Source organism: Persephonella sp. (assembly GCF_027023985.1).
GTDB lineage: Bacteria > Aquificota > Aquificia > Aquificales > Hydrogenothermaceae > Persephonella_A.
Genome location: NZ_JALVTW010000017.1, coordinates 14,351 through 28,547 on the forward strand (window position 1 = coordinate 14,351; position 14,197 = coordinate 28,547).

General features: G+C 33.0%; 16 protein-coding genes. 6 read left to right on the top strand and 10 right to left on the bottom strand.

Translation table 11 applies throughout. The annotated features are described in order from the left end of the window. The first annotated feature begins 28 nt into the window (after window positions 1-28). The 3 genes from MVE07_RS04775 to MVE07_RS04785 all read left to right on the top strand — a co-directional run bounded on the left by MVE07_RS04775 (window position 29) and on the right by MVE07_RS04785 (window position 3,502). On the top strand, window positions 29-1,327 hold the full coding sequence (locus MVE07_RS04775) for an NAD-binding protein (protein WP_297454750.1): 1,299 nt from the start codon (window positions 29-31) through the stop codon (window positions 1,325-1,327). Next, the gene (locus MVE07_RS04780; RefSeq protein ID WP_297454754.1) at window positions 1,314-2,762 is read left to right on the top strand and encodes a TrkH family potassium uptake protein; all 1,449 of its coding nucleotides are present in this window, start codon (window positions 1,314-1,316) and stop codon (window positions 2,760-2,762) included. The genes MVE07_RS04775 and MVE07_RS04780 overlap by 14 nt, the downstream gene beginning before the upstream one ends. Before the next feature lie 80 nt (window positions 2,763-2,842). After that, window positions 2,843-3,502, top strand: a complete 660-nt coding sequence (locus MVE07_RS04785; protein ID WP_297454756.1) for a peroxiredoxin — start codon at window positions 2,843-2,845, stop codon at window positions 3,500-3,502. Between the two features lie 22 nt (window positions 3,503-3,524). Here MVE07_RS04785 and MVE07_RS04790 read toward each other — a convergent pair whose 3' ends face one another. The 3 genes from MVE07_RS04790 to lpxK are packed head-to-tail and all read right to left on the bottom strand — an operon-like array spanning window position 3,525 to window position 5,484. Then, on the bottom strand, window positions 3,525-3,827 hold the full coding sequence (locus MVE07_RS04790; protein WP_297454761.1) for a hypothetical protein: 303 nt from the start codon (window positions 3,825-3,827) through the stop codon (window positions 3,525-3,527). A gap of 12 nt (window positions 3,828-3,839) precedes the next feature. Beyond that, entirely contained in the window at window positions 3,840-4,469 is a 630-nt protein-coding gene (locus tag MVE07_RS04795; protein ID WP_029520111.1) for a segregation/condensation protein A, read from the bottom strand. Between the two features lie 22 nt (window positions 4,470-4,491). Next, window positions 4,492-5,484: a tetraacyldisaccharide 4'-kinase gene (gene lpxK / locus MVE07_RS04800; protein WP_297454764.1), complete on the bottom strand. Its 993-nt coding sequence runs from the start codon at window positions 5,482-5,484 to the stop codon at window positions 4,492-4,494. Window positions 5,485-5,537: 53 nt separating this feature from the next. Here lpxK and MVE07_RS04805 point away from each other — a divergent pair, with 53 nt between their 5' ends. Then, entirely contained in the window at window positions 5,538-6,629 is a 1,092-nt protein-coding gene (locus MVE07_RS04805; protein ID WP_297454767.1) for a GGDEF domain-containing protein, read from the top strand. Window positions 6,630-6,638: 9 nt separating this feature from the next. Here the strand turns inward: MVE07_RS04805 and MVE07_RS04810 are convergent, their stop codons facing one another. Beyond that, window positions 6,639-8,699 (bottom strand): TonB-dependent receptor, encoded by a 2,061-nt coding sequence (locus tag MVE07_RS04810; protein WP_297454769.1) that lies wholly within the window; start codon window positions 8,697-8,699, stop codon window positions 6,639-6,641. A gap of 193 nt (window positions 8,700-8,892) precedes the next feature. On the opposite strand from MVE07_RS04810, the gene MVE07_RS04815 reads away from it, so the two are divergent. Both MVE07_RS04815 and MVE07_RS04820 read left to right on the top strand, forming a co-directional pair. Further along, on the top strand, window positions 8,893-9,498 hold the full coding sequence (locus tag MVE07_RS04815; protein WP_297454773.1) for an SCO family protein: 606 nt from the start codon (window positions 8,893-8,895) through the stop codon (window positions 9,496-9,498). Continuing rightward, window positions 9,495-9,914, top strand: coding sequence for a copper chaperone PCu(A)C (locus MVE07_RS04820; RefSeq protein ID WP_297454776.1), 420 nt, complete (start codon window positions 9,495-9,497; stop codon window positions 9,912-9,914). Before MVE07_RS04815 ends, MVE07_RS04820 begins: the two co-directional genes overlap by 4 nt. On the opposite strand, the gene MVE07_RS04825 is transcribed toward MVE07_RS04820, so the two are convergent. The 6 genes from MVE07_RS04825 to MVE07_RS04850 are packed head-to-tail and all read right to left on the bottom strand — an operon-like array spanning window position 9,915 to window position 14,188. Then, window positions 9,915-10,316 carry a c-type cytochrome gene (locus MVE07_RS04825; protein WP_297454779.1) on the bottom strand — a complete coding sequence of 134 codons (402 nt, stop codon included), beginning with the start codon at window positions 10,314-10,316 and terminating at the stop codon, window positions 9,915-9,917. A gap of 10 nt (window positions 10,317-10,326) precedes the next feature. Beyond that, complete coding sequence (locus MVE07_RS04830; RefSeq protein WP_297454781.1) at window positions 10,327-11,115, bottom strand: ABC transporter permease subunit; 789 nt, start codon at window positions 11,113-11,115, stop codon at window positions 10,327-10,329. Next, the gene (locus MVE07_RS04835) at window positions 11,099-11,827 is read right to left on the bottom strand and encodes an ABC transporter ATP-binding protein (protein ID WP_297454785.1); all 729 of its coding nucleotides are present in this window, start codon (window positions 11,825-11,827) and stop codon (window positions 11,099-11,101) included. Before MVE07_RS04835 ends, MVE07_RS04830 begins: the two co-directional genes overlap by 17 nt. Beyond that, entirely contained in the window at window positions 11,815-13,092 is a 1,278-nt protein-coding gene (locus MVE07_RS04840; protein WP_297454788.1) for a nitrous oxide reductase family maturation protein NosD, read from the bottom strand. Before MVE07_RS04840 ends, MVE07_RS04835 begins: the two co-directional genes overlap by 13 nt. Before the next feature lie 2 nt (window positions 13,093-13,094). After that, entirely contained in the window at window positions 13,095-13,607 is a 513-nt protein-coding gene (locus tag MVE07_RS04845) for a nitrous oxide reductase accessory protein NosL (RefSeq protein ID WP_297454791.1), read from the bottom strand. Further along, window positions 13,607-14,188, bottom strand: a complete 582-nt coding sequence (locus tag MVE07_RS04850) for a hypothetical protein (RefSeq protein ID WP_297454793.1) — start codon at window positions 14,186-14,188, stop codon at window positions 13,607-13,609. The genes MVE07_RS04845 and MVE07_RS04850 overlap by 1 nt, the downstream gene beginning before the upstream one ends. Window positions 14,189-14,197 lie beyond the last annotated feature (9 nt).

The following is a 14,197-nucleotide window of genomic DNA, read 5'->3' on the forward strand; positions in this document are numbered from 1 at the left end:
TTAAATCAAAACTTATGGATATTCATATATGAAGATATGTATTATAGGAGCTGGAGTAGTAGGTAGCTACATAGCCAGGAAACTATCCCAGGAAGGCTATGATATTGCAATAATAGACAAAGATAAAGAAAAAATAGAAGATATACAACGAACACTGGATGTGGCTTCTTATAATTGTGATGCCTTTAGTGAAGGTTGTATAGAACATCTTCAGGATTATGACTTGTTTGTGGTTGTTACTAACAATGATGCTATTAATCTCTCTATTGCCCTAATGTTAAAAGCTGTTTTCAAAAAAGATAAAATCTTAGTCCGTATAGATGAGGAAATCCTCTCTAAATCAGAGATAGAAAATTTCCTTGGAATAGAAATTGTCAATGCATTTAATGAAATCATAAAAAATATAGAGACTGTAATTAGATATCCATTTATGGAATTTTTTAATGAATTTGAACAGGGTAGATTTTTAATCTTCAGTTATAAAGTTTCTAATGAAGATGGATTTGTCAACAGAAGTATTTCAGAATTCAATGCTATCCGTGAGGAAATTCCATTTACAATTGCCCTTATAGAAAGGGATGGTAAGGTTTATATACCTTCAGGCAAAAAAGTTTTACTTAAAGATGATATCATCTATGTTCTTCTTGAAAAAAAATATTTAGATGATTTCATAGAAAAATTCAAAATCCAAAATAAACCTGTAAAAACCATACATTTTTTAGGACTATCCAGAAGAGGATTTGGAATTATAAAAAGACTGTCTCAACAGGGAAATTTTCAGATAAAGGTTTATGAACCTGATATAAAACTGTGTGAGAAAGCTGCAGAAGAATTTCCGGATGTCACAGTGATACACACAAAACTCGTAGATGAAGAGACCTTAAAATCCGAAGGTATAGGGGAAGCTGACCTTGTTATAAGTGCAAGTTACCGTGAAGAAAATATTCTTGCATGTATGCTTGCCAAAAGATTAGGTGCAAAAAAAGTTCTTGCCCTTCTTGAACATCCTGAATATGAGGACATGGCAAGAATTCTTGGAATAGATATACCGTTGATAGCCAGAAAAATATTAGCCAGAAGGGTTTACAGAAGAATAAGACATAAAGGTCTGGTGGATACATTTGAACTTATTAAAAATATAGATGTTTCAGAAATTCCTGTTGACAAGAAAAAAGCCGGTAAAAAAGTTGAAGAAATTTCTTCCGGTAATTTTGTAATACTCGGGATTAAAAGATATGACCAGATGTATATAGCTAAGGGAAATACTGTATTGGAAGAAGGAGATATCCTTATAGTCTTAGAAAAGGAAGAAGATGAAGAACTTTAGGTTCAAACCTGTATATAAATATCTAACCTTTATGCTGTTTATGCTTTCCCTTCTTACATTTATACCTCCAATGGTATATTCACTGTATGTAGAAGATAAAGAAATACTTTCATTTATTGTCCCTATTTTTATATCTTTGTTTTTGTTTTCCCTGTCTGCTCCTATCAAAACCCAAAAATTAACAGAAAAGGAAGCCCTTTTTATTGCCGTTTCTGTTTGGTTTTTATTCCCTGCTTTAACATCAATAAGTTATGTTATCAGTGGATATATTCCTGACCCTATAAATGCATATTTTGAATCAGTTTCAGGGTTTACCACAACAGGTGCTTCTATACTAACGAATATAGAGATTTTACCCAAAAGCATTTTATTTATGAGAAATCTTACAAACTGGGTTGGTGGACTGGGATTTGCTGTTTTTGCTGTTTCTTTTCTTTCAACAAAACTTCCTATTGGCAAAGCAATAGTAAAATTTGAATCCTCAAAGATAGTAGAAGAAAAAATTGAACCCCGGGTCAAAGAGGTTACAAAAATTGTTTTTAGTGTTTATATCCTGCTAACAGCCACCCAAATAATCTTAATGAAAATAGCCGGTGTAAAGTGGTATGATGCTTTTACTTTTACATTTGCTACAGTTGCTACAGGTGGGTTTGCTCCTTACAATCAAAGTGCAGGGGTATTTAATAGTTTCCCTGTGGAAGTAATTATCACAGTATTTATGATTTTAGGTGCAATAAACCTTCAGCTATATTACCTGATACTTAAGAAAAAATCCTTAAAAGTGTTTTTCAAAGACCAGGAAGTTATCGTTTATCTGTCTATAATTGGACTATCCGTTTTATTTGCAACATTAATCCTATATATAAAGGGTTATTACCATAATGTATATGACAGCTTTAGATTTTCTCTTTTTCAAATAGTATCTGCAGCCACAACAACAGGATTTTCCACCACCGATTATTCAAACTGGCATTATTCTGTGCTTGCTCTTATGATGATTATTGCTCTTATTGGGGCTGTTGGAGGGTCTACAGGAGGGGGTATAAAGGTTTATAGATTAATAGTTATAGGGAAAACCATTTATGGAGAGATTAAAAGAATAGCCCATCCAAAAGTTGTTTATAAACTAATCATAAAAGGTAAACCTGTTAATAGTTCTACCCTAAATATGTTCTGGGCTTTTTTATCCCTTTATCTGTTTACCGTTCTGATTGGTGGATTTATTCTTACTTTAGGTGACCATGACCTAATTACATCTTTCTCTGCTTCTATTGCCTGTATAACAAGTTTAGGCCCCGGCCTTGCAGATGTGGGACCGGCTTCTAACTTTGCAGGTTTTAATGATTTTGAGAAACTAATTCTTTCTTTTGAAATGATTTTCGGAAGACTTGAAATTATTCCAGTTATAAGCCTTCTATTTTTCAAAGAACTTTAAACTTTATAAAACCACTTTAAAATTTTTTTAGCAGACATATATTAATAAATAGAAATAAAAGAGAAAAAGGAGGTAGGAGTATGGAAGAAATCAGAATTCCAGTGATTGGTGAAAAATTTCCAGAAATTGAAGTAAAAACAACCCATGGAGTTAAAAAACTGCCTGACGACTATAAAGGAAAATGGTTTGTCCTTTTTAGCCATCCTGCAGACTTTACTCCTGTATGCACAACAGAGTTTGTTGCATTCCAGAAAAGAAAAGATAAGTTTGATGAGCTCAACTGTGAGCTTATAGGACTTTCTGTTGACCAGGTATTTTCCCATATCAAATGGGTAGAATGGATTAAAGAAAAAACAGGAGTAGAAATTACATTCCCAATCATAGCTGATGACATGGGACAGGTTGCTCAAAGACTGGGGATGATACACCCTAAAAAAGGAACAAATACTGTAAGGGCAGTATTCATAGTTGATGACAAAGGTATCATAAGACTTATTCTCTACTATCCACAAGAAGTCGGTAGAAATATTGATGAAATTGTTAGAGCTGTAAAAGCTCTACAAACAACTGATAAATACGGTGTTGCTACACCTGCTAACTGGCCTGAAAACGAACTTGTTAAAGACCATGTTATTGTTCCACCGGCAACAAGTGAAGAAGAAGCAAAAGAAAGACTCAAAAAAGCTGAAGCCGGTGAAATTGAATGCTTTGACTGGTGGTTCTGTCACAAAACATTATAAAGAAAAGGGGCTTTTGCCCCTTTTATTCTTTGAAGCCTTTAATACAGGCCTGTTTTATATCCTCTCTAATCTGTGAGTATATTCCTTTTGGCAGCTGGCATACTTTAACACATTGCTCATGGAAATGTTTTGCAACCTCAGGTTTTACATTATGGCTTAAAAGGTATTTTTCTAGAGTTTTTCCTGTTTTCTCACAATCAACATTATCCACATCACATCCGTCAAGAATTGATACATAAGTATCACACACCTGATTTATTTCCTGTTGGGATTGTGCAAAGGCAAACATACTTACTGATAAAAACGCAAATAAAACTTTTTTCATAAGAACCTCCAATTAAGCTATTTTTTGCAATTTTTGCTGATTTTTCTCTATATATATTTCTCCAAACTCTTCTTCTTGATAAATATTGATTACACCTTCGTAGTTCAGGAATAAAAGGGCAACAAATGCCTGTGCCTTATTTGGATGATTAAGCTCCGAAAGGGTTATAAATCCTTCAAGCTGTTCAAACTCTTTTTCAAGGGCTTCTATAGTTTCCTCCAGTGTTGCATGGAATAAAGGAATTTCAAGTGTTTTAGGTTTTCTTTTATAGCCTTTTCTTCTGGTGTATTTTCTTTTTGGCTTAAACTCAATTACAGGGGCTATATATTTCTTAAGCACATGGGCAATCTCATCAATTGTGTAAAATCTTTTTATACCAAAAACTCTTTTTCTGGAAATTTTTTCTTCTGTCTCTTCCTCTTTTCCAAGGTCTAAAGCATCAGCCTTCATCTTAAGCAGCAATGCAGCAGCTGCAAGGGCTTTTGAAGCAAGTCTAAGGTCTGGAATATGCATCTTTTTTATTTCCTGAAGATACTTATCTGCCAGTTCAACTATATCAACATTCCACGGGTCAATTTCACCATTTATCATTAGTTTCAAAACAATATCAAATGGGTGTTTTTCAACTTTTTCTGTGTTCATAGCTATCTCCGGCAATGGAATTTTACTTTCTTTTCGGATTAATCCTGCTGTTAATAAATTCCATCATCTTTTCAGGTAATTTTAACTCATATTTTAACGCAAAGATTTTATATTTTTTGATTGTTTCAGGCTTTAATTTTATAATGTCTTTTTCTGTTGTAATCCATGTATTAACATTCCCGGGCAGTTCAAGAACAGGATAGTCATAATGGTCAGGAAAAGATATTTTATGCAAGACCTGAAAATTATATTTTCTTGATAAAGTTTCTACTGTAGAAAAAAACTGCTGATTATTTCCAAGACCTGCAAAAACACCTATCTTTTTATTTTTTAAACTCACAATCGGAATATCACTTTTTAAATCTGTTAGATGCTGAAAATTTTCTTCTGTTATAAAAAATGGTTTGTTAAATTCTTCAAGCTTTTTTAAAAATTGCTCTTTATTTTTAACTTTTTCAAATCTGTTTATAACAAATAAATCTGCGTATTTGTAAGTTTCAATTGGTTCTCTTAATCTTCCTGCAGGAAGAGGTTTATCTTCCCAAAATGGTCTTGTTGCATCTATCACAAGAATATTAATATTCCTATAAAGCTGGTAGTGCTGAAAGCCATCATCAAGAATAAAAATATCTGGCTTAAATAGTTCTATAGCCTTTATTCCGGCTTCATATCTGCTTTCTGAAACCACAACAGGAATTTTATAAGTTGCTATAAGATAAGGCTCATCTCCTGCATCCTGCCATTTTGTAAATATTTTTTCTCCATCAGATACCATAACAGTGCCTTTTGTTTTTCTTTTATAGCCTCTGGATAAAACACATACATTGTATCCTTTTGTTTGTAGCTGTTTTGCAATGGCTATAGTAACAGGAGTTTTCCCGGTTCCTCCAACAGACAGGTTTCCTACAGATATTACAGGAACAGGAAGTTTCCATGTTTTAAAAACTTTTTTATCATATAACCATCTTCTTAAAAGTGCTAATTTTTCATAAATTTGGGATAGAATTTTAAACATAATTTTCGTATTATTATTTCTAAATTAATAAGTTAATAATAGGTATTAATTTTATGTTTAAATGGAAAAAAAATAAAGAAATTTATTATGACACCACTTCCCCTGAATTTGATAAAATTCGATTAATATATATATTTATCACTATAGGTTCTATAGTTTTATACATTATGTCATTTATTCATCTTCAAAGGGGAGAAAAAGATTTATTTTTCTTTGAATTTCTTGTTTCAACAGGGGGATTACTTAGTCTCCTATATATGCGAACTACAGGCAAAGTTCATGTAGCAGAAAATTTCATACTTATAGGTCTTTATATCCTGTTTGTTATGATTATCATTGATGGAGGACTTGAAAAAACAGGTATTTACTGGATATTTGTTTTTCCATTTGTTTCGTTTTTCCTAAAGGGAAATAAAATCGGTCTTTTATGGAATATGCTCATCCTTGGAACAATAGGTCTTCTTGTATATCTTAGCCATGAAAAAATAGTTTCAATTGCTTATACCCCTATAGAGATACGCCAATTTTTAGGGGCTTATATGATTGTTATGTTGCTTGCATACATATTTGAAAATGCCCTTTTGAAATCTTATGACAAACTTTCTAAACTTGCCATGACAGATTCTCTAACAGGTTTGTATAACAGATATTACCTGTTTAAAAGATTAGAAGAAGAGATAAAAAGGGCAAAAAGGTATAATCATCCATTGTGTCTAATCATTTTTGATATTGATAATTTTAAACAGATAAATGATAAATATGGTCATGATGTTGGGGATGCTGTTTTATCAATGGTGGCAAGGGTTGTAAAAAGAAATATAAGAGAAACAGATATAGCTGGCCGTTTTGGTGGTGAAGAATTTGTTATTGTATGTCCTGAAACAGATATACAAAATGGTTATATAGTGGCAGAAAAAATTAGAAAAACAATATCCCAAATAAATTTTGGAGATTTTAATGTTACTGTGAGTATAGGATTAGCCTGTTTTAATGATGAAACAGCTGAGCAACTTCTTAAGAAAGCAGATATAGCTCTTTATAGGGCTAAAAATTCTGGTAAAAATAAAGTTGAGATATATGATAAAAAAAACTGCCCCCAAAGGGAGCAGATGAAAACAACACACCAGGAGCAGCAAGCAGTCTAAATTATTATACTAAAACTTAAGACTAATATTCATGTAAACAAATCTTCCAGGTTCAGGAACTTTCATACCACTGCTAAATGGATTTCTCAGATAAGACAGATGAGTATAGTAATTTTTATCAAATAGGTTGTCTATTCCGAGACCAACAAATGCCCTATCTCCAACGTTGTATCCTGTTTTGAGATTTACTACATAATAAGATTTTGTCTCTTTTTCATTCAGGTCACTGTCCACCTTTGATTGTTTTGCGGAGTAGATTGTTTCCAGCATTCCAAAGGCTGTTCCATTGTCATATTTGATAGCAAGTCTTGTTTTTAGCGGTGGAATTTCTGCAAGGTCGCTATCTGTATATTTCCCGCTATCCTTTTTACCCCTTTGATAAGCAGCTCCTATTTCTACTGAAACTGTATCTGTCAACATTCCAATAGCTGTTACATCTCCACCGTATATATGGGCATCTATATTTTGGTAAGACATGGCTTTTTTTGTTCCTGATTGGTTTTGGATTTTTGTTAAGTAGATATAGTCTGTAAGGTCACTGTAAAAGATGTTTCCTTTAATTCCAAATAATCCCCAGTAATACTCAAATCCTGCATCCATTTCATTATTTTTCACAGGGTCAAGATTAGGATTTCCTACCCAGTCAGGTTTTGTCATTGGTTTTTTTAATGCTATAAATCTTTCTTCAGGGTCTGGAACTCTAACAGTATGTCCAAAACCAATATAAGCATTTGACCTTTTATCAAAGTTATATCTGAAAAGAATATTTCCTGTTACATAAGTATCTGTCTGGTTAAGGTCGTAATTATTTCCGTAATACTCGTTATATATATTTCTGTTTGCTGTCCCAAGTGCGTTTTTATCAGCTTCAGATTTTGTGCTGTCCACTCTAACTCCTGCTGATACTACAAGATTATTAATTTTTTTAGCTCCCTGAATATAAGCACCTATATTCTTAATATCAACATCAGGTATCATTCCTCTGTTATCGTTATTCATAACAACATTATCAGCTCTCCAGTTTCTTTTATAGGCTTCTATTCCTGTTTTTAGTTTTATATCCCCTGTTTTCCAGCCTTTTTCAATCTTTACTCCGTATGTTCTTGTTTTGGCCAGTGTTCTCATCATATATCCACGGGAAACCCACATATTAGAAGATTTTCTCCATCTATCCTGCATATCATGTTTTACAAAGTTCCAGTAGGCAGATATTTTGATATCAAGTGGCTTAAGATAATATTCACCATTTATCCTGTGGGTTCTATCATAAACAGCATCCATAAGCAGATAAGGATATAAAACATCCTTTGCCTCATCAAAAGCGTAATTAATTTTTATCTCATTATCATCGTTAGGTGTTATCACAACCTTTGTCCATACGTTGTCAATATTAAATGCTGTGTGGTCTATTTCGGAAGGCTTATAATCATTGGCAGCTTTTGGGTGTTTATACTCAGTGATTTTTTTACCTTCTCCTGACTCATAAGGTTTAGAGTATTGTTTGCTATAGCCTGCAAGGACTCTTACAGTTTCATTTCCACCATAGGCTTCAACTCCTCCTGACAGATAGTTAAAATATCCTCCTGTAAAAAATATTGAACCTCCTGCTCCTGCTTCCGGGTCTTTGGATACCAGATTGACAACCCCTGCAAGTGAACCTTGATTTGAAACATCAAAGGGACCTTCTAAGATTTTTACTTCCTTTACCTGTCTTGTTGATAGATGGAATATAGTGGGGTCCATTCTGTTTGGGCAGGCTCCATAAACCCTCTGGCCGTCTATTAGCACATTTATATTATCTCTACCAAATCCCCTAATAGTAATATCGTTAGCTGTTCCACCTTTTCTTATATGGTTAACCTCTGGAAATAGTCCCGATAAGATTTCTCCTAAATCAATCTGTCTTGTGATTTTAACATCCTCCTGTGTAGCTTCTTTGGTTTCTCCTTTGGTTTCTTCAGGGAGAATTTCTTCAGATACAGTGATTTTTTTAACTTTGATTACTTCCTGTGCATTTGCATAGGATAGGAAAGCCGGAACAAGCATCCCCGCCAGTAGAAGCCTTTTCATAATAAACCTCCTTTCTTGTGTTAATTTTAATTTAATTTTATAATAAATTTAACATTAATATTTGTCAAAATTTAAATTAAAGTATTGAAAAAAAAGTGGCATTGATTGATATCAATTTTTGACAAATATCAAGAGGAAATTAGTATGTTAGAGTTATATTATCTTTAGATGAATGAGATGGGGGTATAACAGAATGAACAAATTAAGAATTTTAGTATTAGCAGTTATGTTATTCTTAACCCAAACAGTTTTGGCATATCAGTTTTATGGTTATCCTTATGTCCAAAAAGTTCATAATTTTACTCTTACTGATCAAGACGGTAAAAAGGTAAGTCTCTCAGATTTTAAAGGAAAGTATCTTCTTATATTCTTTGGATATACATACTGCCCAGACGTATGTCCTACAACTATGTTTAGAATTTCTGAAACATTAAAACATCTGGGAAAATACAAAGATAAAGTTCATGTGTTATTTATTTCTGTAGACCCTGAAAGAGATACACCAAAACTTTTAAAAAAATTCCTTTCTTTTTATGATCCATCAGGAAAATATATGACAGGGCTTACAGGTTCACCTGAAGAAATAAAAAAGGTTGCACATATGTTTAGGGCATACTACGAAAAAGTCCCTGTAAAAGATAATCCAGAAGTAGGCTATCTGGTAGACCATACAGCATTTATTTATCTACTTGATAAAAATGGAGTTATCAGGTTAATCTTTAGACCTGCAAATGATGATCCTGAAAAAATAGCTCAGGATATAATACAAGTAATGAAATTCTTTGGAGATGCAAAATGAAGAAAATTGTAGCTTTTTTACTGACTGGATTATTTTTTGGAGTTTTTGCACAACCGAAAATCGTAATTAAAGACCCATGGGTGAGAGCTGTTCCTCCAACGCTAAAAAATACAGCACTTTTTATGGTAATTGAAAATAATGGAGACTCCCCGGATGTGCTTATTGCAGTAAAAACAGATATATGTAACAAAGTGATGGTTCATAAAACTGAAAACAGTAAAGGCGTAATGAAAATGCTCCACGTTGAAAAACTTAAAATTCCTCCACACTCAAAAGTAGTCTTCAAACCAGGAAGTTACCATGTAATGTTGATGGGATTAAAAGAGCCTATAAAACCCGGGGAAAAAGTTAAATTCACATTAATTTTTGATAAATCAGGGGCAATTACTATACAAGCCCCTGTTGAAATGAAATAATTATTTCCTCAGGCTTAAAAGCCAGTTAACAATAAGTTCAATCTCTTTATCGTTGTAATAAGGTCTTTGTGGAGGCATATACATTGCCTCTACACTTCCTAATTTTTTAGCCTTGATATGTTCTTTCATCCATTTAGTCCATTTGCCTTTGCTTCCATTTTTAATAACTTCTGCAAACTGTTTTTTTAATGTATCATCTGGAACATTTTTATATCTTTCTAAAATAGTTTTAAAAGGCGGTGCAATTACAATCCTGTTTATATCATGACACCATGCACATCTTTTGGCCAGCATTTTACCCATAAGCAATGGATTTTTTTCTATTTCTCCCCGTGTGATTGCATTACTCGTAGATACAAAGGCAACAGAAGAAATAACCACAGCAGCAAACAGCTTTTTCATTTCTATCCTCCTAAAAATCTTTTCTTCCAAATTTGAATAAACCTAAAAATAGCGGAACCAAAACCCATAGCAGCATAACAACAAGAGAAACGGCTATTCCAAATCCTGTATCAAAAAATTTCTGGAATATTGCACCGGTATATCCCAGCAATGCTGCAACATCAAGTTTTAGAATTACAAATATTCTGGCAATATCAACAGGATTAAGTATAGAAAGTATCAAAACAGGTTTTTCCAGAGGATAATCCCTGAAATAAACGATAACAAAAAGTATAATTCCGTCATAAATAAGGGTCATATAAAGCCATAATAGAATTGACGCGCCGAATCCTTTCACTCTATCTTCAAAAAATGTTGTAATCATGAATGCAAAGGCAACAAATATAAATGTGAGGAATATCCCGGAAACTGTAAGGGAAGTATATAGCAGATATTCTGGAGGAGCTTCTATGTATTTTAGGGAAACTACAAATGGCAGCCATATCCCGATTAAAAAGCTAAGGGATAAGGATATTGATGTCCCAAGATATTTTGCAAGATATATATTTCTCCTATTTATAGGCTGGGATAATAAAAGCTCTATAAAATTCCTTGAATCATACATAAATATTGTGCCAAGAATAAGGCTTATAAGGGGAATAACAAGGATAACAAGCTGTAACAAGGTTGAAACAACTTTAACAGGTGCTTTTGCAAAATAAAATAATGCTGATGTAAGAATTAAGAAAAATAAAGTATAAAAAATTATCCATTTATTTCTATACATATTATAAAATTCGTATTTAAGAAGCTTTAGCATGGTATCCTTTCTCCATTAGTTTTGCTATAGCCCTTTCAAGATTTTTTTCACCTGATTTTTCTATTATCTCTTTTACTGTTCCTGTAATATAAATCTGTCCTTCCAGTAGAAACACTATCTCATCTGCAAGTTCCTCAACTTCGCTCATAATATGGGAGGTCAAAACAACTAATTTATCCCTTTCTACCTGCTGACGAATTTTGTCTTTGAGGAAACTGCTGGAAACCGGGTCAAGTCCCACTGTTGGTTCATCTAAAAAGAAAATCTCAGGGTCAAACATAAATGTAATTAATGCGCTTACTTTTTGTTTTGTTCCTCCAGATAAATTCTTAAGTTTTTTGTCCATATATTGCTCAAGTTTAAAGTATTTTATGAATTCTTCCTTTATGTTTGGGTTGTATCCTTCCCTTCTTATATCTATAAGCATATTAATCACTTCTTTTAAAGTTAAATTTTCAGGGAAAACAGCAACTTGAGGCATATAACCGATAAATCTTCTGTAATACCAGCTTTTATCTATACTTTCGCCTTTTACATAAATTTCTCCTTCTGTTGGTATCACAAGGCCTAAAATTGATTTTATAAGGGTTGTTTTTCCAGAACCGTTAGGTCCTAAAATAGAAACTACTTTACCTTTTGTTAAATTCAGATTTATTCCTTTTAAAACTTCCTGTTTACCAAATTTTTTATAAAGATTTTTTACTTTGACCATTCATATCTCCTCATAAGAGGTCTTTTATCAACCAGACTTGAGGGTATAAGCATTGGGAACATCCTTTCTGTAAGGTCTATCAGATATACAAAAAAACTTCTACTAAGTATTATAGACTGGGGATAGTTTTCTGTCAGATATCCAAATAAGGATACAGGTCTATAAGGGACATCCCCTATTCCATCGTGGTTAAGGTCGTATCCTTTGTAATCACTCCAGTAATTTTCTTCATATTTATTTGGATTTTCAAAGCTATTTGTAGCCAGATTAAATGTATTTGAAATAAAGTTATTATGTTTGAATAAATTATCCTGTGAATTAGCCCAAATTCTCATTGCCCATCCATTTTCAATAAAATCATTCTCTATAATTTTTGTTCTGTTTGTGTTATCAGAAAAAATTCCTGTGGTATTTTTGTAAAAAACATTATGATACATATAGCTGTCATATATCTCTTTCAGTAAAATTCCGTAAGATTCTGCTCCCCAGTTATACTCAAATCTGTTATTAGCCATATACACATGTTTTGTATACATTACAGCAACACCGGCTCCGTTTCTTCTAAATGTATTATTTATATAATTATCCCTATGGGAAAACATAAAGTGTAAGCCGTATCTGAGGTTCTCTTCACTTACATTATTAATAATGGTGCTGTCTTTTACAAATTCAAAGTAGATACCATCCCTATGGTGTTTAACATGGTTCCCTTCCACAAGCATATTTTTACAGTGCCACAGGTGAATACCATTCCCAAAGTTTGTTTCTATTCGTGTTCCAAAGGCTGATTTGAGATATTTAAGTTTTGCAGGACCTTCAACAGTGTTATTTTTTATTACGCCTCCTTTAGAAGCTGCAAAATAAATTCCCCAATAATTGTTTTTCAAGATACAGTTTTCAATTCTACAATTCTTTGTCCTGAAAAATTTTATTCCGGCAATATCTTCAATATCACTTTTTCCTGAGTTTTGAATAACCAGTCCTTTAACAACAACATTATTTGCCTTTACGGTAATTACTTCATATTTCTTTTGGCCGTCTAAAACTGGATAGCCTTCACCTATCAGCTTTACAGATTTTTTGACAAGGATATTTCCCTCTTTGTATATACCTTTTTTAATCAGGATAGTATCGCCATTTTGGGCAAGTTGAAGGGCTTTTTTTATTGATGAGATTTCACAGTTTGGACATACTGTTATGGTTTTTGCATATACTGAAGCAATAATGAAAAAAAATACTACCTTTATGCAGAGAAGTTTTTTCATTTTTACATTTTCATATGTTTATGCATTTTATTTTTGTTTTCTATCCATTCTTTTTTAACAAGCTGGAGAACTTGCTCCCAGTTTAATATTTCACCACCATATTTTTGTCTTACTTTTTCCAATTCCTGTCTGTTTTCAAATGCAGACAGGTTCATACCCATAGGGCTGGGTAAGTTCTTAGCTCTTAGATAAATAGCTTTTTCCGCAGGAATAAATTTTTTGGTTAAAAAGTCCGGAACCCATAGGGAATGTATTTTCTCTTTATCTTTGTATTCCAGATAAAATGCCGCAAGGCATTCTACACTATCAAATTTATATGCCTTTCCAGTTTTCAAAAGTAATTCCGACCCATATCTTGGGTCTGTGATTTTCATTCTACAGTATGCACATTCATCTTGCCCATAATTAATAGGGACAGGTTTAACTTCTTTTTTCTTACAACCATCAAAAAAGAAAAAAATGGCCGCCGGAGCCATTATAAGTAAGAAAATCTTTATTATTTTATTTTTTATCATCAGGCCTTTTTACCTCTCAGGAATTCTATGCCTGCAGCAATAACACCAATAACACCTGATAAGGCCAGAAGATATGTTCCTGTTGAGGGGAATGCACATGCTTTGAAGTTAAGCAAATGTTTGCAACCGAACATTGGGGGCTGATAAGCCATTCCGGGTATTTTTATAGGGGCATGTGGATTTAAATTATGCCCGTAATCATACTCCCAATGCCAGAAATCAACAAGAGAAGCTATTCCTATTATAGTTATAAGAATGACCCATGCATAGAGTAATTTTCTACTTCCTGTGATAGCTACAATAAAACCAAACAGAATCATAAATCCAAATATCACTGGCAATATTTTTAGTTCAGGTATTGAGTTTGGGTCAATTTTTTTCATTCCCACATAGTGATTAAGCAGATTTATATTTTGAAGGTCGTGGGGATTTTTACCTGTTATCTTGTTTACCCAAATTATCATTCCCAATCCATTAGGATATTGGGGTGCATAAAGTCTTATTTTCCATAAAGGCTGAAAATAAATGCCTATCATTATTATAGAAGCGAGGGCTATAAGCCCCCGAGAAATCCAGCTCATATTTAATCC